Below are 21,570 nucleotides of genomic sequence, written 5' to 3'. Positions count from 1 at the left end.
AGGATAAACTATGGAAAAATTAATAATCGGAAACACAGAATTTGACCTTGTACCGATGGGGATATCAGAAGATGCCCAAAGGAAAACAAGGTCTTTTAAAGTTGTTAAAAGTATGGAGTTTGACCCCATGCTTCTAATAATCCGTGAGGGACTAGAAAAAAAGATTACCCATATCGGAAATGATGGGCAACCGGCAGCAGTTTATTCGGACTGTATAAGCCTTAAAAGAATGGCAGCAGAATACGGTACAGAGATAGACGGAGAGCCACAGGATACATACTTAATCGAATTAAGTACAGATGCCAGTATTGGAGAAATGAGAGCCTTACAGAGTGCTATGACTATACAGCAAGCAATGAGCGATACGGCCGTAGCTGAGATTACAATCCTTATAGCGTCTATGATAAAAGAGGAGGAAATAGCATAATGAATTTTACGGAAGATAATGCATTAGTACAAACATGGGTAAGGGTGGTTAAGAATGGGCAGTACGAAAAAGAGCAGGTTCCTAACATTGGTAACCTTAGGGATATTGTTAACAGTGTTCTGGAAGCTAAAGCTTAGAAAGGCGGTGTTACTTATGGTGTTTACACCAAATAGTTCAATCGTTAAGATATGGGTTAGCTTAGTATTGGCAGGGACATACCAGCGCGAAGATGTTCCAAAGCTTTATAACTTACAGGAAGTAGTCTGGAGTATACTGGACAGTTTAGTATAGAGGGGCAAAAAGGCTCCTCTTTTTATTATTGAGAGGATGGTATAAAATGGATAAATTATTTAATTCAATCAGTTTAGCCCTTGGAATGGTGGGCGGAATTATATGCAGTTGGTTAGGAGGGTTTGACCTTTTACTTAAAACTATTATTGTGCTCGTTATACTGGATTATGCAACCGGCGTAATTAAAGGAATCTATGAGAAAAAGCTATCCTCTGAAATAGGATTCAGAGGTATTCTGAAAAAGATTATGATTTTTATAGTAATAACAACAGCTTGGACAATCCAGAAGTTGCTGGGTGAAGCCATTGCCTTAAGAGAGATTGTTATAATGTTCTTCATTGTGAATGAAGCCCTTAGCCTTCTTGAAAACGCTGCTGTGCTAATACCCATACCACCCAAACTTAAAGAAACATTATTACAGCTCAGAGATAAGGAGGACTCCAAGAATGAGTAATACAGACCAATGCAGAGATATAAAAGAACTTAATCCATTAGTACAAGTTATGCTAAACCTTGCCCTGGAAGATATTAAGAGACAGGGCATTAACCCTCTTGTGGTGGAGACATACCGCCCATTAGAGCGTCAGCGTTATTTGTACTGCCAGGGACGCACGATATCAGAGTGTACAGCAGCAGGGATAACAAAGACTTTCGCAACGGCTCACAGCGCTCCTAAAGCTTCCAAGGTGACGTGGACTTTAAACAGTATACATATACAGCGTAAAGCCGTGGACGTCGTTCCACAGCGTAAGGTATCAGGCAAGATGACAGCTATCTGGGACAGCCAGGATAAAGAGACTAAAGCCATTATAAGTACAATGCTTAAGTATGGTTTTGAACCCGGAGCGAACTGGAAGGATAACCCGGATTCTCCTCACTTCCAGGTAAAAGGGGACTTTGAAAGTCTTTTTTATAAAGGCCATACAACCTATTATGTCACTATGGCAGTGCAAATAGCCCTTAACAAGAAGATAGGAGCAGGATTGGTAACGGACGGAATATGGGGAGATAAAACAACGGCAGCTGTTAATAAGTTCCGTGTACAGAATCTCTGGATCCAGAATGGTAAGCTAGGAGCTACAGCGTTAAAGAAGTTATTGGGATAAAATAAGAAAAACCCCGGGCATAGAACACCCGGGGTAATCCCCTCTGTAAATAATTATAACATAGATGCGTAAACAGTAAATGGACGGTTATGTCCAAATATATTAGGTTTAATACAGTAAACCCATCAATTCATACATTTCATCGTTAAAAGATTCATACTTGAATTCATAGGTTTCATCAGTTGCCCTTGGAGTTTCCTCCTTGATTCTATTATAAAGATAGTCTGCTTCAGTTCTAAGGGCCTTCCATGTAGATTTAAAGTCAGAATATTCACTGTTACTTAAACTTTTCACAAAATTATCATATAAATATACTTTCTTCATATATGATTCAGCGTTTTTAATCGATTTTTCAACATCTAATTTTCTGCCGGTAGCACTTGTCCCATCTTCAATATAATGGTATATATCACAAAAGCTATCGTTCCAAATTCCAACAACCCAGTTGTAACTTTCTACCTTCATATAATCAACATCATACTTAACAGTTACTTTACAGGTATATGATTTATTTCCCACTTTAGCGATTACATTAGCTTTACCACCAAACATAGCAGTAACCTTTCCTGAGGAGGACACCTTGACAATATTGGAATCACTGCTTGACCATTTCACTTTTTTAGTTGTTCCAACTAACTTTAAATCTACTGAATCCCCTGCAAATAAAGAAACTTTTGTCTTATTAAGTTTTATAGTTGCGGCACTTACGGTCTGTACAGGTCCGGCCAGAGAAAATATAAGTGCCAGGGTTAATAACAAAGATAAATACTTTTTCATATACTCCTCCTATGTGTAATATTATGTAATTATTATGGAGTATATTTCCTATGATGTCAAATTAAATAATCCCCCAGAGGGGATGGTTCTGGGGGATTAAATATAAATTGTCGCTTGCTCCTACGACTAGAACAAGTATATTGTAATACATATTCTGTAAAATATCAAGGCTTTATAACCCACTTATGTTCACGCGTGAAAAACATAAGCTCTATGCTTCGGCCATCGTCTAATTTGCAGAGGTAGTCTATCGTTGCAATACCGGCATAGTTGCGGTCTTGCTGCAGCTTAACATCTGTTACTTTATGATTAATTAGCTTATGCTTTTCATCCTCCAAGCGCACATAGGAAGGAGTTATATTACCTTGATGGTCAAATATTGCAATTACATCTATAGGGATATTCATAGGTTAGTACCTCACGGTTTAATAAATCTAATTATACAGAACAAACGTTCTCTTGTAAATGAAAAGACGAAATAACTGTGTATAATAAAGTAACTTCCTATTATAATGTATATATTACTTGTAATGGATGTTAACATATATGTACGTATTCATCCGCACATTCTCCTGTAAGTGTAACCTTATTGAATTTCTTTACCTCACTGCAAAAATATAGCAGGGAGGAATCCACATCTGCCATACCGGGAAGGTCTTTTGCATCCACTGCTTTATACAAGGCATCTGCAAGTTTAAAATTATCACATTCCAGATAAGTATGTTTGGTATTAAAATGCTTTACCATCAAATCGACATAAGGTCTGTCTCTGGAGGGTTGAAAATCATTTGCCTTAAAGTATTGATCATTTCCGGCAAAGTCAAAGGAAAAGGTATTAAGCTGTTCGCCTCTTTTGGCAAGCTCAGAAGCACAAACGGCAGTAACGATACTGCTGTCTACACCGCCGGAGAGAAAAGTACAGATAGGAATATCAGAGATCATCTGTCGGATTATAGAATCCTTTAGCAAAATAGCGGTCTTTTCAACGGTTTCTTCATAAGAATCCGTATGGGGCCGGCTTACTAATTTCCAATACTGATATTCTTTCATCCCGTCTCTGGTATATACATTATAATATCCGGGAAGTACCTCCTTACAGCCTTTGAATACACCTTTTCCATATGTTCTAGCAGGGCCGATTCCAAAGACCTCACACAGCCCTTCCTTGTCTATTATAGGTCTGATGCCAGGATATTCAAATAAAACCTTGAGCTCAGAGCCGAAAATCAATGCATTGCCTGTATTGGTATAAAAAAGGGGTTTGATACCCAATCGGTCTCTGAAGATACTTAAGGTTTCCTGATAGGAATCCCAGATTGCAAATGCAAAGATTCCGTTTAATTCTTTCACAAACTCATTTCCATATTCGATAATTCCCACCAGAATAACTTCTGTATCACTGGTAGTCTTAAAACGCCAGCCTTTGATTTCCAAGTCTTCTCTAAGCTCACTGGTGTTATAGAGTTCTCCGTTATATATAATTGTATAGGAGCGATTACCGATTTTTCTGGTCATTGGCTGCTTACCGTTTGCCAGGTCGATTATAGATAGCCTGGCGTGAGCAAAGCCCGCGTGCTCTTCCAGCATAAAACCGTCCTCATCGGGACCTCTGTGCTTAATACTGTTCTTCATGTTAGCCAGAGTCTCCTGCCATTTGGCAGACTCCTTAGAGTAATTTTCCTTGAAGCTGCAAAAACCTGCTATTCCGCACAATTCTGCCACCATCCTTACATTTATAGATATCTGCTAGTTATTCTATGCAAGCCTTAAGGCAATGATACTTAAGGCCGGATAAAAGTAATTGCACTGTCTTGTTTTTAAATGACAGATGATTTATAATGATGGAGTATAAAGTGTTAAAAAATCGAAATATTAAGATAAATGCGGTAATTTATTAACTTAAGGAGGAAGGTTATGAAAGGTACAGTAGTATCGTCTTGGGTGGAATCATGCAGGAAGCTGTATGGCAATGATATTGTCAATAAAGCATTAAAAGAATTCAACCTTACAAGCGAGCATATTTTTACACCTTTTGAAGATGTGGAAGACAGAGTTGCCAGAGGAATCATAGACCACATAGGAAATCAGCTGGGTAAAACAACCAAAGAAATATGGAATACCATGGGAGAGGAGAATATAAAGACCTTTAGTAAGAACTACCCTGGTTTCTTCCGGCATGAGTCTGCTTATCAGTTCCTGAAATCTATGAACGATGTCCATATCATTGTTATGAAACGCTTCCGAGGTGCAAAACCTCCTCTTCTCGACGTAGAAACAATATCATCACATGAAATTTTATTTACTTACCGGTCAAAAAGAGGTATGGTGGATTATCTTATTGGTCTCACAAATGGTGCAATCAAGCATTTTAACGAAAATGCCCAAATTGAAATTCTGTATCAGAATGAAGAAGAGACACAGCTTAAACTGACTTTTGAAAGAGAAATTCAATCCACTAAGAAGTATCGTGCCAACAGATTTCTGTCTTTTGGATTTATTAAGAATACTGCCGTAAAGTCCTCTATTGTAAATACCGCTGCTGTTACCGTGACCTCTCTGTTATTATCCCAAGGTATACTAAAAACAGGCATACTTGCTCTTGTTGCTTTCTGTTTCTCTATTTTGTCAGCTTCTTATCTTAATCGTCCAAGCCGGATGATCATGAAGGAATTAAAGAACTTAAGCGAGCGTAAATTCGTAGAAACCATCCAGCTTAAGACAAAGGATGAATACGAGACTTATATGGAACATATAAACGAGATAAAGAGAAACATCCAGAAGGACTTTATCGGTTTTAATGCTATTGTTGATGAGCTGTATACCTTTAATAAATCTGTGTCTGATATTGCCGGGACCATGATGAATACCTCCGATGATATTACGGTTGTGCTGGATCAGGTAGCCCAGGCAGCAGTAACCCAGGCTGAGGATACTACAAAGGCTATCAGTGTCCTGGATGATAGTGTACAGAATGTAACAACAATCTCTAATGAAGGACAGCAGAATAAGACCCAGATTGAAGAAGCAGTACTTGGAATTGAAGACAGCTTTAAGAATGTTCAGGCGACTGCTTCCCAGATTGCGGATGTCCTGTATAGTTTCAGTAATATCAAAAAAGAAAGTACGGATCTAAAGAATAATGCCGATGCGATCACTCAGATTGTGCTTATTGTAGCCTCAATAGCCAAGCAGATTAACCTGCTGGCATTAAATGCATCGATAGAAGCCGCCAGAGCTGGTGAGGCCGGAAAAGGTTTTACCGTAGTAGCAGAAGAAGTAAGAAAGCTGTCAGAGGAAACCAATAAAGCGGTTAAGCAGATTAATGAGAGCCTTATGGGCTTTGTTTCCAGTATAGGAATAGTCGTTGAAGGAATTGATACTCAGTACACGGTTCTGGAAAATGAAAATACCAAGCTTTCGGATGCGGTTACGAAATCAAATCAGATGAACCAGAGATTAAAGGTAGTATCCCAGCTTTTAATAAAGAATTCAACTGAATTGAAGTCAGAAGCAGATAACATTTCAGACCTGTTTGACGGAATACAGAATCTTGCGGCTATAGCAGAAGAGAATTCCGCATCTACACAGGAAGCCAATTCCAATGTTACGGTTTATGTTGAACAGATAAAGAAACTTAACGACCAGATTACAGTATTTGATACCATGATTCAGAACTTCCAGGAAGACCTGGGAAATTATATCATCTAAAGATTTATACCAAAAGAAAAATTCTTATCCAAAGCAAATGCACCTCCAAAAGGTCAGACAGATCTTTTGGAGGTGCATTTTATTATGGGAAACTATTTTCTTATTTGGTAAAATGGGTTCCGGCTCTGCCGTGAACAGCATCCAGTGCTTTCTCAATGGGAGCAATAATAGCTTCTCTGTTATCATCGGAGCCTGTGATGAATTCTATTGCTGCTTTAATCTTAGGCAGCATTGATCCGGATTCAAAAATATCTTCTTTTATATAATCTTCGGCTTCTGCAACAGATATGGTATCAAGGGGGCGGGCATCAGGCTTGCCAAAACCATAATATACTTTATCAACACCGGTTAAGAACAGAAGGGTATCAGCTTTCACACCCTCAGCCAGTAGCTTTGCAGTTGCATCCTTTTCTATAACTGCGCTGGCACCCTTTAAATTAGTACCCTGCTCCAGCACAGGAATACCGCCGCCACCGGAGGCAATAACCAGATGATTCGCCTCTAAGAGTGCTTTTACGGAATCAATTTCATATATTTCCAGAGGATTTGGTGAAGCAATTATTCTGCGGTAGCCCTTGTCCTGCTTCACTACATGGTTGCCTTTCTGCTGTTCCTTTTCCGCCTCTTCTTCGGTCATATATCTGCCAATGACTTTCGTAGGATTAGCAAAAGCCTCATCAAAAGGGTCTACTTTAACCTGTGTGATAAGAGTTACCACCGGTTTATATAAACCTCGGTTTAACAGTTCTGTACGCAGTATGTTCTGAAGATCATAACCCATATAACCCTGGCTTAAGGAACTGCAGACTGACATGGGAGGTGCAGTGTACTGGTTATCAAGTCTTGCAAATTCAGTCATTGCAGTATGAAGCATTCCGACCTGGGGACCATTACTGTGAGTTATTACAATATCATAATTATCTTCAATTAAGTCAGCAATTGCTTTGGCCGCTTTCTTAATTGCTTTTTGCTGTTCCGGAAAAGTTTCGGCAAACGCATCTCTGCCTAATACAACTACCATTCTTTTTTTAGGCATATTATTACCTCTTTCATAGGTTATTTCACTAAGAATCCCAGCTCTGTGAGCAGAAAGAATTCCTGTAATTGCAATTATAAGCTGAAGTGAGATATGAAATAATGCAATCAACTTATATAGATAATTCAAATTATATAATAATACAGCCTAAAAGGAAAGTGTAAATTAGACTTTGTACAAGGCCTTACATGAAGGAATTACAAATAAATAAACAGATGAGCCTGGCTGTAGTTTACTGCAGTAACGTGATAATTCATTATCTGTTTACATTGTAAAATTTTTTTCTTGACAACACAGGTATAATTGTATACAATAAGACAAATTGAAAAAGTTAAAACTATTAGGAATGAGGAGCAGAGCAATGGAAAACAGGAAAGTATTTATGAACCGTCAGAATAACCTGCTTCAGCTGGAGGAACACTTATATACTCTGGTTGATGTCGGCGAACCAAATGTTTTCAGGAATTTATTTCCTTATGATGAGGTCCCTAAAATAGCTTTTAATGACAGAATAGTGCCTCATAATTTTCCGGAAGAGATATGGATTACGGATACTACCTTCCGTGATGGACAGCAATCCAGAGCTCCTTATTCCACCGAACAGATTGTTACCATATTTGATTATTTACATAGACTTGGAGGTCCCAAAGGAATTATACGCCAGAGTGAATTCTTCCTGTACAGCAAGAAGGACAGGGATGCAGTGTATAAATGTATGGAGAAGGGATACCAGTTCCCGGAGGTCACCTCCTGGATTCGAGCCAGCAAGAAGGATTTTCAGCTGGTGAAGGATATCGGTATGAAAGAAACCGGAATACTGGTAAGCTGTTCTGATTATCACATCTTTTATAAGATGAAGATGACCAGAAGAGAAGCCATGAACCACTATCTGAATATTGTTCAGGAATGTCTTGAGACCGGTGTTGCGCCCAGATGTCATCTGGAGGATATTACGCGCTCAGATATCCATGGTTTTGTTATACCTTTTTGTATGGAATTAATGAAGCTGGGAGAAAAATACCGTATACCGGTTAAAATCAGAGCCTGTGATACCATGGGGTATGGAGTTAATTTCTCCGGTGCTGTTATACCAAGGTCTGTACAGGGCATCATCTATGGTCTCTTAACCCATGGAGGGGTACCTTCGCACCTGATAGAATGGCATGGGCACAATGATTTTTATAAGGCAGTTACCAATTCTACGACTGCCTGGTTATATGGAGCCTGCGGTATTAACTGTTCCCTTTTCGGTATCGGAGAACGTACCGGTAATACGCCTTTGGAGGCCATGGTCTTTGAGTATGCTCAGCTCAAAGGTACCTTAGACGGTATGGACACTACCGTTATTACTGAGCTGGCAGATTATTTTACAAAAGAAATCGGCTACAAGATTCCTCCCAGAACACCTTTTGTCGGAAAGAACTTTAATGTTACAAGAGCAGGAATTCATGCAGACGGACTATTGAAAAATGAGGAAATATATAATATATTTGATACGGAGAAATTTTTAAACAGGCCTGCATTGGTTGCAGTATCCAATACTTCAGGGCTTGCCGGTATCGCCCATTGGATTAATACTTACTTTAAACTTAAGGGAGATGAAATCGTTGACAAGAATGACCCTCTTGTGATTAAAGTAAAAGAATGGGTAGATGAGGAATATGACAGCGGACGTGTAACGGTAATTACAGATGAAGAGTTGATCGGAGTAATTACAGACATCAGAGAAAACCGGTTGTAAATTCCTACTGATAAGCCATCACAGGAATTTAGATCTGCATTGTATGGTACTACCATTCGAATGCTTCAATAGAAACTTATTAACATGCAAAAGAAAGGCACGGTGTAAGATGACAGAGTTTATACAGGCGGCGAAAGAAAAATTCGGGAAATTATTAGAAGAGCAGCTGGCGCGGGTTGAGGTAATGAAGAATCAGGCGGATTTTGTGAACTATAAAGAGCTTGAAACCATAGCAATCGGCGTATGCGGAGGAGACGGTATAGGCCCTGCCATAACAGGTCAGGCACAAAGAGTGCTGGAGTTCCTGTTAAGTGAAGAAGTGAAAAAAGGAAAAGTAACCTTTAAGACCATTGATGGATTAACCATTGAGCATAGGGCAGAAAAATTACAGGCGATTCCTGATGATGTGCTTGCAGAGCTCAAAGAATGCAATGTAATTCTAAAAGGACCTACAACAACACCAAGAAAAGGCGATCCCTGGCCCAATGTTGAGAGTGCCAATGTAGCTATGAGAAAAGAACTGGACCTCTTTGCCAATATGCGGCCTGTACGTATTCCTGAGCAGGGAATTGACTGGACCTTTTTCCGTGAAAATACAGAAGGTGCATATGCAGTAGGCAGTAAGGGTTTTCCTGTAACAGAGGATCTGGCAGTTGACTTTACAGTGGTTACCAGTCAGGGAACCGAAAGAATTATCAGAGCTGCCTTTGAATACGCAAAAGCAAATAATAAAACCAAAGTAACTGCAGTAACCAAGGCAAATATCATTAAGACAACAGATGGTAAATTCCTTGATACCTTTAAGGAAATTGCAAAAGAGTATCCGGATATTGAGGCAGATGACTGGTATATTGATATTATGACAGCGAAGCTGGTAGATGAAAAGAGAAGAAAAGATTTTCAGGTACTGGTATTGCCTAATCTCTACGGAGACATTCTCACAGATGAAGCAGCAGAATTTCAAGGCGGTGTGGGAACTGCCGGCAGTGCCAATATCGGTAAGCAGTATGCTATGTTTGAAGCAATCCACGGATCAGCACCCAGAATGGTGGATGAAGGAAGAGATATCTATGCAGATCCCTGCAGTGTAATCCGTGCAGGTGCTATGCTCTTATCACATATAGGGTACCAGAATGAAGCAGATAAGCTCTATAAAGCGCTTGATATCTGTACCATCACCGAGAAGAAACTGGTCATTACAGGAAGAAATACCGGAGCAACCAGTGCTGAATTTGCCGATTACCTAATGGAGACCATTGAAAAGCTTTAGGAGGAATTTTGTGGACGAAAAAGATGTTCATAAGGAAAATACGGATAAATATTCCCTTCGAGGCAGAGTGTTTACAAAGATCAGGGAAGATATACTATCAGGAAAATATAAACAGAATGACGAACTAAAAGAGACCACAATCGGACAGGAACTTGGGGTCAGCCGTACACCGGTCAGAGAAGCATTACGTCAGCTTGAACTGGAAGGGCTGGTAAACATAGTACCCAATAAAGGTGCTTATGTGAATGGCATTTCAGAAAAAGATATCCATGATATTTATATTATCCGGTCTTATCTGGAGGGACTTTGTGCCAAATGGGCATGTGAATACATTACCAAAGAACAGATAGATGAGCTGGAGGAAGTTGTATATTTGTCTGAATTTCACGCTAAGAAAGAACATCACGAACAGATAGTGGAGTTGGACAATAAGTTTCATCAATTGATTTATGAAGCCTCCAACAGTAAGATTTTAAATCATATACTTTCTGATTTTCATCATTATGTGCAAAGAATACGAAAGATAACCCTGGCCTCGGATTTACGGGCAGCAAATTCCAATAAGGAACACACCGCCATATTGGACGCTATCCGTCAAAGAGATGGTGATAAGGCAGAAATGCTTGCTCACGAACATATTATGAATACCATCAAGAACATAAGTGAGAGAGGGCTGTAAGAAGAAGCACAGGCAGCAGGTGACTGAAACAGACCTTCACCATATGAAATTTAATATAGCTGCATTTAAACCGCCTTTGTAAATATTTGCAAAGACGGTTTAAGTGTATTTTGTAACTTTAAGGAATTACCGCTGATAAGGAGATACGAATGGGATTATTTAATTTATTTAACCGAAAGGTAGAAGAAAAGCAGCAGTTTGATGACTTTAGCATGATGTTGGCAATACCGAAGGAAGAAGATGATATAAAAGAACCTGAAATCATCATAAACCGTCTTGGTGATATTCCAGAAATCAGTATATTGTCCAGGAAAATGCAGGATTATAAAATTGAGGTTGTAATTGAATACAAGAAAAATGAGTATCCGTTGATTTTCTATCCGGATAGTTTTGCTTTACCGGATTTCTACAGACAGCAGCATCTGTTCCCTGATGTTGACATACATAAGCTTGAGAGAGCAGAATCCGGATTAATGATAGAAATGCTTTTTGGGGATGACAGTTTAGAGTCCTATCACTTGCAGTTAAAAATCGCAAATGGAATAATACCTGATATTCTGGCACTGCTTGATATCAGCTCAGAGAAGATTCTGTCCGGCAGATGGGTAGCCATGGCGGCAAGCTCAGATGTACCGCCGGCACCTCGTTATATTTATACCGTTCAGGCAGTATCCGATGAAGACCATGTCTGGCTGCATTCCCATGGATTATCACGTTGTGGCATCACTGAATTGGAGGTACTGAATTCTACCAGAGATACCTATAATAATCATTATAACATCATTGAAACCGCTGCCAACCGGCTGCTGGAAGCAGAAGAACCTTTAAAGCACAAGGAACCCCTTTATCTTGCAAGATTATCAGAGGAGGATTACCTGGTTATAACTCTGATACCCTGGGAAGAAGCTGTTAAAGGTTATGCTGCAGATATGTTGGGGGGAAGAAGAGACAGGGAGGAGAGTCATAACAGAAATACCAGTGCTGTCTTTGTTTATCCAACGGAGGAGGATTATAAAAAGAAGAAATACAAGCCCGTATCTATTTATGATGAGATACTGAAAGATAATCCAATCTATATGATCTCCAACAACGAAACAAATAGAATGAGAGCTTTGGCACTGGAGCGGATTAATTATGTCAGAGAGGCAATAACCTCAGAAGAGAATCAGATACTTGTAAAAATTGGACTGACAGTTGATGATGAGCATAAAACCGAGGATAATTTCCATGAGCATATCTGGTTTGAACTTCTTGAAATTACAGAGGACCAGGTCAGGGGAACACTTACCCAGGAGCCCTATTACGTTAAGGATATGCATACCGGCAGTGAAGGGACTTATAAGATAGAAGATATAACAGACTGGCTGATCTTTACACCTGAACGGAGACTGTCTCCGGATGATGCATACTTACTGGAAGATTAACAGGAGGATTTGAGCATAAGTTTCGGTGAAAGGATTTCCAATACCTTTCACAGGTGTACTTATTCTTTCTGTTCATGGAATCTGCCTGTACTCATATGGAAGCAAAGCTTACTAAGCCTTTGAGTTTAATATCATGTTATAAGAAAGAATACAATAAGAACGCTCCCGGTATATGTATTGCAGGTTACCAATTTCAACATATAAACCGGGAGCAGTTCTTGTTATAATAGATTATCAAGATTTCTATGATATGACAATCTCTTTTACAGGGGTGATGTTATTTATACATAACAATATTCACAATAAAACATTATAGGGCACTAATTCTACTCAGCCAGTTCTTCCCAGAGTACCATGAGTTCCTCCAATCTGGCTTCCAGGGTCTTTTTCTCTGTAGTAAGCTTTATAAGTTCGCTGGAATTGGTATAGATGTCCTCATTGGTCAATAGTTCATCAATTTCTTCGTTCCGAAGCTCTAGCTTTTGTATTTCTTCTTCTGTTCTCTTTAAATCATTCTGACGTTTACGTATCTTAGCCTGTTCTTCTTTCTGCTGTTTCCAATCCTGTTTCGTGTCAGACTCTTCAGAATCCTTGTCTTTTTGGGAAAAAAACGTATTGTTAGCAATAGTACCAGGTGTTAGTTCATCTTTCTTTTCCAGGTAATAATCGTAATTACCAATATAATTAACCAGCCTATTACCGGTTAAATCCATAATTCTGGTAGCAGTCTTATTGATGAAATAACGGTCATGTGATACATATAAGACGGTTCCTGAATAATTATTAATTGCATTTTCAAGGATTTCCTTGGAGGTGATATCCAAGTGGTTGGTAGGCTCATCCAGAATCAAAAGGTTAGCTTCTGAGAGCATAAGCTTTGCAAGGGAAACACGTCCTTTTTCACCACCGCTGATATCTTTAATTCGCTTGAACACATCATCTCCGGTAAAGAGAAAAGCAGCCAGAATATTACGGATGGCAGTATTATCCATATTAGGATAAGCATCACCTAATTCGTCAAAAAGAGTCTTGTCAGAATCAAGCACCTGATGTTCCTGATCGTAATATCCGATTTTTACCTTGGAGCCTAAGGTTACTTTTCCGGAGTCAGCAGGAATGATCTCATTAATAATTTTCAGTAAAGTGGTCTTACCGGTTCCGTTATTTCCAATAATAGATACCTTTTCACTTCTTTTTATCTCAAAGTTCAGATTATCAAATAACTTTAAATTGCCAAAGGATTTTGCAAGTTCTTCAACTCGCAGCACATCATTTCCACTGATTACAGAAGGCTCCAGGTTAATATGCATCTGGGGCTCATAGGTAACCGGTTTATCCAGGCGCTCCACTTTATCTAACATCTTTTCACGGCTTTCAGCCCTGCGAATAGATTTCTCACGGTTAAAGGAACGAAGCTTGGCAATTACTTCTTCCTGATGCCTTATTTCCCTTTGCTGATTGAGATAATGCTTTAACATGGCATCCCGCAGCATAGCTTTTTTATCGGCATAAGCTGTGTAGTTACCATCATAAGAAACTGCTTTGCCCTGTTCCAACTCGACGACCTTTGTTACAACTTTATCAAGAAAATAACGATCATGGGCTATTACAACAACAGAACCCTGATAATTAACCAGAAAGTTTTCAAGCCAGGCAATGGATTCCATATCAAGATGATTGGTAGGCTCATCCAGAAGAATTAACTCAGGTTTGCTTAAGAGCAGTTTACCCAAGGCAACACGTGTCTTCTGGCCACCTGATAATGTAGTAACGGGTTTTGAGAAGTCTTCTTCAGCAAAACCTAACCCTTTTAAGATACCAATAACCTCACTTTTATAAGCATAGCCATTCTTCAGTTCAAATTCATGATTTAATCTTGTATAGGCAGAGAGCATCTGCTCCAGTTCGGTGCCGGAAGCTCCCTTCATGGATTCTTCCAGCTGGCGAACCCTGGTTTCTATATCAATAACATCCTGTTTAACGGTCAATATTTCATCATAAATGGAATTTTCAGAGGAGAGTCCCTGATGCTGTGCAAGATAACCTACACTGCAGCCCTTTGCAAATATAATCTCTCCGTCGTCCGGTGCCAGTTCTCCCATAATAATCTTAAAGAGAGTAGATTTTCCCGCACCGTTAATACCGATAACAGCGGCTTTTTCCCTTTCGTTTACATGGAAAGAAACATTGTTAAGAATCTGGTCTGTTCCAAAGCTTTTAGAAATATTTCTGCATGCTAAAATCATTTCAAATTACCTTTCTCTTTGGATTTCTATTTAGAATGATAAAGGAATGCCTGTAAAAAGTCAAGTAATTGACATGTCCCATATATGGCAAAACCTTAGACCATTGCCTTAAAGAAGGACAATGCAATTGCCGCGAGGTCTCAATGTGATATCTCAATAGGAAACTCAATTGATAATCAAAGCATTTTATGAAAATATACTGCTTAAGGTAATAAGTAAGATAAAAAACTTGAAATAGTGCCCATATCAATGCTATTATGGAAAAAAAGTGACTGTTTCAGACTGCGGGAAGGTTGTCATATACAGCGCAGGTACTATTATAAGCCAAATATGAAAGGGGTTTACATATGAGCAAGACATTTTTTAAGGATTTTAAATGGTTAAATGAAAGCAGTATTCGGTATACAAAAGAAGGAATTATGATAAAAGCACCCGGGCAGAGTGATTTCTTCCGTGGTACGGGAGTATTTGTGCGCGATAATGCTCCTTTTTATTATACAGAGATTTTTGGTGATTTTGTGTTTAGAGCTAAGGTATCCCATGCTTTTCAGGATACCTTTGATGCAGCAACAATTATGTTAATGGAGAATGAAAGCATCTGGGCTAAGGCCTGCTTTGAGAAGACGGATTTTGACACCAATGCAGTTGTCAGTGTTGTAACGAATCCACTGTCTGATGATGCGAACGGCTGTAATATACAAGGGAATGAGGTGTGGCTTCAGGCAGCCAGGGTAGGAGATACTTTCGCCTTTCATTATTCTTTGGATGGTATAAAATTTGATATGATGCGTTATTTTATTCTACCGGTTAGTCAGACTATCAAAGTTGGTTTGGTGGCGCAGGCACCAATCGGAAAAGGCGGAGAACGATATTTTGAGAAAATAACACTGGAGCACAGAACGGTTCTAAATATAAGAGCCGGCAGATAAATTGAGGGAATATAAGAAAACCCACAAAGGAATCAGCATTTGACAAATAAATATCATTCACATATAATATCTTAGTAGAAAGCTATATTCAGGAGTTATTTAAGTTATATTAAGTATTTGTAAAATCCATTATGTTAAAATACATAAATACTGTATTTTAACACAGGAAGAGCAGATGATACTTTACTTAATACATTCCTTTAAACATAAGAAAAGTCAAAAGCAGGTTAATGAATATATGCATATACTAGTTTTAATTTGCTATATTGAATTACCTGCTTTCAGTTATAAAAAATAAAGGAGGGTCAGAAGTGCAAGGGAAAGAAATTTCATTAGCAGTAATACAGCGCTTACCCAGATATTACCGTTACTTGGGAGAACTGCTGGAAAATGACGTGGTACGTATTTCATCTAAGGAATTAAGTGAGAGGATGAAGGTTACTGCCTCCCAGATAAGGCAGGATTTGAACAATTTTGGCGGGTTCGGGCAGCAGGGGTACGGATATAATGTTGAATATTTGTATACTGAGATCGGAAAAATATTAGGACTTGACAGAAAGTACAATGTAATTATTATAGGAGCGGGTAATTTAGGACAGGCTTTGGCAAACTACGGTGATTTTGAGAGAAGAGGTTTTATGATTAAAGGTATCTTTGATGTTAACCCAAGATTGGAAGGAATATCAATCAGGGGAACTCAGATACAGATGATGGATGAACTGGAAGAGTTTGTGAAAGATAATAAGGTTCATATAGCCGCACTGACCATACCAAAGATAAAGGCACCACAGACAGCAAAAGAAATAGTTGCCTTAGGTATTAAAGCTATTTGGAATTTTGCACCGGTAGACTTAAATCTCCCCTCAGATGTCATAGTAGAGAATGTACATCTGGCAGAAAGTCTTATGAGATTATCCTATACCCTAAAAGATTTGGAAGAGTCCCAAGGTATTACGGAAGAAGACATTTCATCCGATAATAATTAAAACGGACACAAAAGCGAAAGCTTGCACCAGAAATGGGGTATAAGTATACATGAGAAAAAAAGAAGAAATTAACTTTGAAAAAATCTTTAAGGGTAAGAAAATACCCATAGTTGTATTGGATGAACGCTGGCATCAGCTGTTTCCGGATTATGATAAACCTGCCCACATCAGAGCAATGGAAAATAAGCTGGATGAGCTGATGAAACAGCAAGGCAAACTTACTAATGACTTAAAGGATTATAAAAAGATAAAAAATCAGCTGATGGGTGAGATTATTACCCACATGGATGTAAATGACACTAAGTTAGGGAAAGCCAAGGAAAAGAAACTTGATCAGAACCAGAGACTAATAAGGGAGATTGGCGACAAAGTAAAAGACTCAGAGAATGAACTTGTTGATCTGCCTTATCAAATTAAGGCAGCTAACGAAGCCTTAATTATAGAAAGTTCGCAAGTCTGCTATAAACGGCTTAGTGAGAACACAGAGAAAATCAATGAGATCAATAAGTGGATTCAAAACATCAGAGAGCAGCTGAAAATAAAAATCCTGGAGAAACAGGATATGGAAATGAAAAATGCAGATATCTATAATTACATGCATGATCTGCTGGGACCGGAACTATTGCAGGAACTGGACGAAGAGATAAAAAGGAATCAATAGCATGATTGTTGGCATCGGTACGGATTTAATTGAAATCGAAAGAGTCATGAAAGCCTGTGAGCGGGAACATTTCTGCAGGAGAGTCTTTACTCCGAAAGAATTAGAGCTTGCTCAGAAAGACAGAAGAAAGCTTGCCGGAAATTTTGCTGTGAAAGAAGCAGTTGTTAAAATGCTGGGTCTGGGTTTTCGAGGGATTCATCCTTCAGATATAGAAGTATTGCGGGATGAATACGGAAAACCTTATGTGAATTTATTTAAAGGGGCCAAAGAGGCTGCCAATAAAATCCATTGTCAAAGGATACTGGTAACTATTACAAATACAAAGGAATTTGCCAGTGCTTTTGCTGTTGGAGAAAGCATTAATTCTTAGAATTAAGAAAATACGTAGATAGGTATTCAGAAAGTCAAGTATATAAAAGAGGTTTATATGAAATATCTGGTCAAGCGTAATGAAATGCAGGAAATTGACAGGAAGACCATTGAAGAAATGGGAATACCTGCTATTGTTTTAATGGAGCGTGCTGCCTTAACGGTAGCAGAAGTTATTGAAGAATATATCCAAAATTCAAGCTGTGACAAAGATAATAAACTGAAAATACTTGCTATATGCGGTACAGGGAATAATGGAGCTGATGGAATTGCAGCTGCCAGGATTCTAACCTGTAAAGGGTATAAAGCAACAATATATGTGGTGGGTGACAGGAATAAGGCATCCGCCTTGTTTTTGCAGCAATTAGAAATTGCTGCCAATTTCGGCGTTGAAATAGTTAGCAATATTGATACCCCGGAATATACTATTGATGAAAACACGATTCTTATAGACGCCATCTTTGGCATAGGATTAAATAAAGATATCCAGGGTGAATATAAGAATATAATAGATAAATTAAACAGATTAAAGAAAAGAAAGGTTTTTGCTGTTGATGTTCCTTCAGGAATATCAGCCGATACCGGATTTCCTTTAGGAACAGCAGTGAAGTCAGACTATACAATAACCTTCGGATACCCTAAGTTAGGTCTTGTACTGTTTCCCGGATGTGAATATGCGGGGATAATAACGGTTGCGGACATTGGTTTTGCGGCACCTGAACTTCTTAAGCTACCCTTTCATCACTATACTTTTAATAAGGAAGATTTAAAATTAATACCCAATAGAAAAGCCTATTCAAATAAAGGAACTTATGGAAAGATTCTGGTTATTGCCGGTTCAGAAGATATGTCAGGAGCAGCTTATTTTTCTGCCAAGGCAGCATACCGTATGGGAGCCGGTTTAGTCAAGATATTGACCAATGAGAAGAATAGGATAATTTTGCAGACCATATTACCGGAAGCTCTCTTAAATACTTATTCTGATGGGGAACTTAAACCCAGGGATGTGAATACTCTAAAAGAAGAGCTTAAATGGGCGGATACAGTAGTTATTGGACCTGGTATTGGAAGAAGTACACAGGCAGAGAGGTTATTGCAGCTAGTAATTGAGGAGGTAAAGGTACCTGTTGTTATTGACGGTGATGCCCTCTGGCTGCTTGGCCAAAAAGCAACAAATTTCGTGAAAGAACAGGATTTTTCACCGGGAAATTCTGAATTAATGAAAGCGGAAATAATGGAAGAAAAGCAGGCCGCTGATAGAATAACAATTCTTAAGAATCTTCTGCCTGACAGAACCATACTTACGCCACATTTAAAAGAACTAAGCTATTTGCTTAATATTCCTGTAAAATGGCTTCAGAACAACCTGTTAAAGGCAGCCGATCTATGTACCTTAGATAACAATATAGTATATACAATAAAAGATGCCAGAACCATTGTGGCGGAAAAGGAAAGCAGATATATTAATTTGTCCGGAAATAACGGTATGGCTACCGGCGGTTCCGGTGATGTACTAACCGGGATTATAGCAGGACTGTTAGGCCAGGGTTTGACAGAGGCAAAAGCAGCAGCCCTTGGCGTATACCTGCATGGTTTAGCCGGTGACCTTGCGGCCGAAGAATCTGGTCAGCACTCTGTAATGGCAGATGATATAATCAATCACATTTCAGCGGTAATAAAGTTAAAGGAATTTACTGCAGATATGAATGGAGGAACCTATGACAGCAGGAAATATAGACCTGACATCAATTGAAGAATTTAATTCAAAATATTACAGAGCATCAGCAAATATTGATCTGGATGCAATCTGCAGCAATATAAATAATACAAGAAAAATATTACGTCCTGAGACAAAACTTATGGTTATCTTAAAGGCTGACGGGTATGGCCATGGTGCTGTACCTATAGCGAAAGCTCTTTCCGAGATGGCTGTAGACAGTTTTGGTATTGCAATTCTGGAAGAAGGAATTGAATTAAGGAAGGCAGGAATTAAAAAACCTCTTCTGGTACTGGGTTATACCCCTAAAGGCCAATATAAAAAGCTGGTAGAACATGATATAACGCAGACAATTTTTCAATACAGCACAGCAAAGGATCTGTCAGAAGAAGCTTTAAACCAGGGAAAAACAGCTAAGATTCACATTAAGATAGATACGGGAATGACAAGAATCGGTTTCTTCGATGATGCTCTTAGTATTGATGAAATAAAGAAAATATCGGAGCTTAAGGGAATAGAAATAGAAGGTATTTTTTCTCATTTTGCCTGTGCGGATGAAACGGATAAGACCTCAGCCAACAGTCAGTTAAGAAAATTTCTAACCTTTGTGGAAGAACTAAAACAAGAAGGTATTAATATCCCCATAAGGCACATAGCAAATAGTGCCGGTATTATCGATATGCCGGAGGCTCAGTTGGATATGGTACGAAGCGGTATTTCAACCTATGGGCTTTATCCCTCAAAAGAAGTAAATAAAGATGTGCTGGAACTAAAGCCAGCAATGGAGATCAAATCTCATGTAAGCTATGTGAAGGAAGTTGAAGCCGGAATAGGGGTTAGTTATGGAAGTACATATGTAACCTCTAAAAAAACAAAGATTGCTACGATTCCGGTAGGATACGGAGATGGTTACCCCAGGCAGCTTTCCTCAAAGGGGAGAGTTCTGATTCATGGTATGTCTGCACCAATTATAGGAAGAGTGTGTATGGATCAGTTCATGGTGGACGTAACAGGTATTCCGGGGGTAGAACAAGGCGATGCCGTAACCCTTATCGGAAGAGATAGGGATGAGTTTATATCTGTTGAGGAAGTGGCAGACATGTCATATTCCTTCAATTATGAATTTATTTGTAATGTAGGCAAGCGAATCCCGCGTATATATTATCGTAATAATAAATTATGGAATATCGGAATATAAAACAGAAAGATAAGATTGTAAGATAGATTTAAAAAGAGAAAACAAAAATTAACAGAAATAATCACGTTAAGAGAATATTTTATGGAATACACCGGTCAGAATTGGGAAATAATAAGACTAAAGCCATAAAATGGAGAGTGAGAAAAGTGATTATTAAACGCGGAGATATTTTTTATGCAGATCTAAGGCCTGTCATCGGGTCGGAGCAGGGCGGTGTTAGGCCAGTCTTAATAATACAAAACGATACAGGCAATAAGCATAGTCCTACTGTTATCTGTGCAGCCATAACCTCTAAAATGAATAAAGCCAAACTCCCTACACATGTGGAGATTGATGCAGATAAATATGGAATAATAAAAGATTCTGTTATTTTACTGGAACAGGTAAGGACCATTGATAAATCGAGGTTAAAAGAAAAAGTATGTCATCTGGATCAAGACGTGCTAAAAAAAATAAATAGGGCGCTGTTAATTAGTTTTGCATTGGATACATACATGAAACCGGAATAAGAAACAAGAAAAGAGAAGAAAGCAAAAAAGCAGAGACAAAAGCAAAAAAGAGAAGAAAACAAAAAAAGAGAAGAAAACAAAAAAAGAGAAGAAACAAAAAAAGAGAAGAAACAAAAAAAGAGAAGAAACAAAAAAAGAGAAAAAATAAAGAAACCAGGAACAATCTATATAGGTCAGTCCCATAAGTCCAATCAAAGTTACTCGGATTGGAGTTATAGGATTGATCTGTTTTTTATTTGATGGCTTAAGATAAGTTTAGAGGTCGTTTAGAATTTTTTTGCGTTTTTCATTAAATTCATCATTAGTAATAAGCCCCTTATTCAATAAATTTTGCAGTTCATTTAATCTATACTCAGGAGTTATATTATTAGCGTGGGTTTCTGAGGTATCATCGATAAAGATTTCATGGGATGGAATACCTCTATCGGAAAAAGCATTATATCCATGAGAAACCGTAATAATTATTGCTATTAAAGTCCATAACACTCCAAATATT

General features: G+C 38.5%; 22 protein-coding genes (1 of these 22 running past the window's edge). 16 read left to right on the top strand and 6 right to left on the bottom strand.

Translation table 11 applies throughout. The features are described 5' to 3' along the window. Nucleotides 1–10 precede the first annotated feature (10 nt). The 4 genes from BR73_RS0119415 (at nt 11) to BR73_RS0119405 (ending at nt 1,824) form a co-directional block, all read left to right on the top strand. Complete coding sequence (locus BR73_RS0119415) at nt 11–427, top strand: hypothetical protein (RefSeq protein ID WP_033166885.1); 417 nt, start codon at nt 11–13, stop codon at nt 425–427. Next, nucleotides 427–564, top strand: coding sequence for a hypothetical protein (locus tag BR73_RS28845; protein WP_156034773.1), 138 nt, complete (start codon nt 427–429; stop codon nt 562–564). Before BR73_RS0119415 ends, BR73_RS28845 begins: the two co-directional genes overlap by 1 nt. A 200-nt stretch (nt 565–764) precedes the next feature. Next, nucleotides 765–1,172, top strand: a complete 408-nt coding sequence (locus BR73_RS0119410; RefSeq protein ID WP_033166884.1) for a phage holin family protein — start codon at nt 765–767, stop codon at nt 1,170–1,172. Then, nucleotides 1,165–1,824 (top strand): M15 family metallopeptidase, encoded by a 660-nt coding sequence (locus BR73_RS0119405; RefSeq protein ID WP_033166883.1) that lies wholly within the window; start codon nt 1,165–1,167, stop codon nt 1,822–1,824. The genes BR73_RS0119410 and BR73_RS0119405 overlap by 8 nt, the downstream gene beginning before the upstream one ends. Nucleotides 1,825–1,932: 108 nt before the next feature. On the opposite strand, the gene BR73_RS27655 is transcribed toward BR73_RS0119405, so the two are convergent. From BR73_RS27655 to asnB, 3 genes are all read right to left on the bottom strand, one after another. Further along, the gene (locus BR73_RS27655) at nt 1,933–2,601 is read right to left on the bottom strand and encodes an Ig-like domain-containing protein (protein ID WP_051685337.1); all 669 of its coding nucleotides are present in this window, start codon (nt 2,599–2,601) and stop codon (nt 1,933–1,935) included. Nucleotides 2,602–2,765: 164 nt separating this feature from the next. Further along, nucleotides 2,766–3,008 (bottom strand): hypothetical protein, encoded by a 243-nt coding sequence (locus BR73_RS0119390; RefSeq protein WP_033166882.1) that lies wholly within the window; start codon nt 3,006–3,008, stop codon nt 2,766–2,768. 130 nt (nt 3,009–3,138) lie between these two features. After that, nucleotides 3,139–4,326: an asparagine synthase (glutamine-hydrolyzing) gene (gene asnB, locus BR73_RS0119385; RefSeq protein WP_051685336.1), complete on the bottom strand. Its 1,188-nt coding sequence runs from the start codon at nt 4,324–4,326 to the stop codon at nt 3,139–3,141. Between the two features lie 189 nt (nt 4,327–4,515). On the opposite strand from asnB, the gene BR73_RS0119380 reads away from it, so the two are divergent. Then, nucleotides 4,516–6,309 (top strand): heme NO-binding domain-containing protein, encoded by a 1,794-nt coding sequence (locus tag BR73_RS0119380; RefSeq protein WP_033166881.1) that lies wholly within the window; start codon nt 4,516–4,518, stop codon nt 6,307–6,309. A gap of 100 nt (nt 6,310–6,409) precedes the next feature. On the opposite strand, the gene arcC is transcribed toward BR73_RS0119380, so the two are convergent. Continuing rightward, entirely contained in the window at nt 6,410–7,345 is a 936-nt protein-coding gene (arcC, locus tag BR73_RS0119375) for a carbamate kinase (protein ID WP_033166880.1), read from the bottom strand. Between the two features lie 361 nt (nt 7,346–7,706). Between arcC and BR73_RS0119370 the strand changes: the two genes are divergently transcribed. The 4 genes from BR73_RS0119370 to BR73_RS0119355 all read left to right on the top strand — a co-directional run bounded on the left by BR73_RS0119370 (nt 7,707) and on the right by BR73_RS0119355 (nt 12,459). Beyond that, a complete protein-coding gene (locus BR73_RS0119370; protein WP_033166879.1) occupies nt 7,707–9,086 on the top strand; it encodes a 2-isopropylmalate synthase in 1,380 nt (459 codons plus the stop codon). Between the two features lie 109 nt (nt 9,087–9,195). After that, the gene (locus BR73_RS0119365; RefSeq protein ID WP_033166878.1) at nt 9,196–10,356 is read left to right on the top strand and encodes an isocitrate/isopropylmalate family dehydrogenase; all 1,161 of its coding nucleotides are present in this window, start codon (nt 9,196–9,198) and stop codon (nt 10,354–10,356) included. 10 nt (nt 10,357–10,366) lie between these two features. Then, a complete protein-coding gene (locus BR73_RS0119360; RefSeq protein WP_051685335.1) occupies nt 10,367–11,035 on the top strand; it encodes a GntR family transcriptional regulator in 669 nt (222 codons plus the stop codon). Nucleotides 11,036–11,184: 149 nt separating this feature from the next. After that, entirely contained in the window at nt 11,185–12,459 is a 1,275-nt protein-coding gene (locus BR73_RS0119355) for a DUF4026 domain-containing protein (RefSeq protein ID WP_051685334.1), read from the top strand. A gap of 326 nt (nt 12,460–12,785) precedes the next feature. Here the strand turns inward: BR73_RS0119355 and BR73_RS0119350 are convergent, their stop codons facing one another. Then, nucleotides 12,786–14,705 carry an ABC-F family ATP-binding cassette domain-containing protein gene (locus BR73_RS0119350; RefSeq protein ID WP_033166877.1) on the bottom strand — a complete coding sequence of 640 codons (1,920 nt, stop codon included), beginning with the start codon at nt 14,703–14,705 and terminating at the stop codon, nt 12,786–12,788. A 347-nt stretch (nt 14,706–15,052) separates the two neighbouring features. On the opposite strand from BR73_RS0119350, the gene BR73_RS0119345 reads away from it, so the two are divergent. The 7 genes from BR73_RS0119345 (at nt 15,053) to BR73_RS0119315 (ending at nt 21,074) form a co-directional block, all read left to right on the top strand. After that, entirely contained in the window at nt 15,053–15,634 is a 582-nt protein-coding gene (locus tag BR73_RS0119345; protein ID WP_033166876.1) for a DUF1349 domain-containing protein, read from the top strand. 311 nt (nt 15,635–15,945) lie between these two features. Further along, a complete protein-coding gene (locus BR73_RS0119340) occupies nt 15,946–16,620 on the top strand; it encodes a redox-sensing transcriptional repressor Rex (RefSeq protein WP_033166875.1) in 675 nt (224 codons plus the stop codon). 49 nt (nt 16,621–16,669) lie between these two features. Further along, the gene (locus BR73_RS0119335; RefSeq protein WP_051685333.1) at nt 16,670–17,281 is read left to right on the top strand and encodes a hypothetical protein; all 612 of its coding nucleotides are present in this window, start codon (nt 16,670–16,672) and stop codon (nt 17,279–17,281) included. 1 nt (nt 17,282) lies between these two features. Then, entirely contained in the window at nt 17,283–17,651 is a 369-nt protein-coding gene (gene acpS / locus BR73_RS0119330; RefSeq protein ID WP_033166874.1) for a holo-ACP synthase, read from the top strand. A gap of 57 nt (nt 17,652–17,708) precedes the next feature. Then, entirely contained in the window at nt 17,709–19,403 is a 1,695-nt protein-coding gene (locus tag BR73_RS0119325) for a bifunctional ADP-dependent NAD(P)H-hydrate dehydratase/NAD(P)H-hydrate epimerase (RefSeq protein WP_051685332.1), read from the top strand. Next, entirely contained in the window at nt 19,369–20,565 is a 1,197-nt protein-coding gene (gene alr, locus BR73_RS0119320) for an alanine racemase (RefSeq protein ID WP_051685331.1), read from the top strand. The genes BR73_RS0119325 and alr overlap by 35 nt, the downstream gene beginning before the upstream one ends. Nucleotides 20,566–20,711: 146 nt before the next feature. Then, nucleotides 20,712–21,074, top strand: coding sequence for a type II toxin-antitoxin system PemK/MazF family toxin (locus BR73_RS0119315; RefSeq protein WP_033167649.1), 363 nt, complete (start codon nt 20,712–20,714; stop codon nt 21,072–21,074). Nucleotides 21,075–21,329: 255 nt separating this feature from the next. On the opposite strand, the gene BR73_RS0119310 is transcribed toward BR73_RS0119315, so the two are convergent. Then, on the bottom strand, nt 21,330–21,570 hold the 3' portion of the coding sequence (locus tag BR73_RS0119310; RefSeq protein ID WP_033166873.1) for an SHOCT domain-containing protein. Its footprint extends 110 nt past the window's final position; 241 of the gene's 351 nt are visible here — the last part of the coding sequence; the start codon falls outside the window, past its right edge; the stop codon is at nt 21,330–21,332.

Source organism: Clostridium sp. KNHs205 (assembly GCF_000702945.1).
Classification (GTDB): Bacteria; Bacillota; Clostridia; order Lachnospirales; family Lachnospiraceae; genus Anaerocolumna.
Note: the sequence above shows the minus strand (reverse complement) of the source record. Positions and strands in the feature narration are given on the sequence as shown.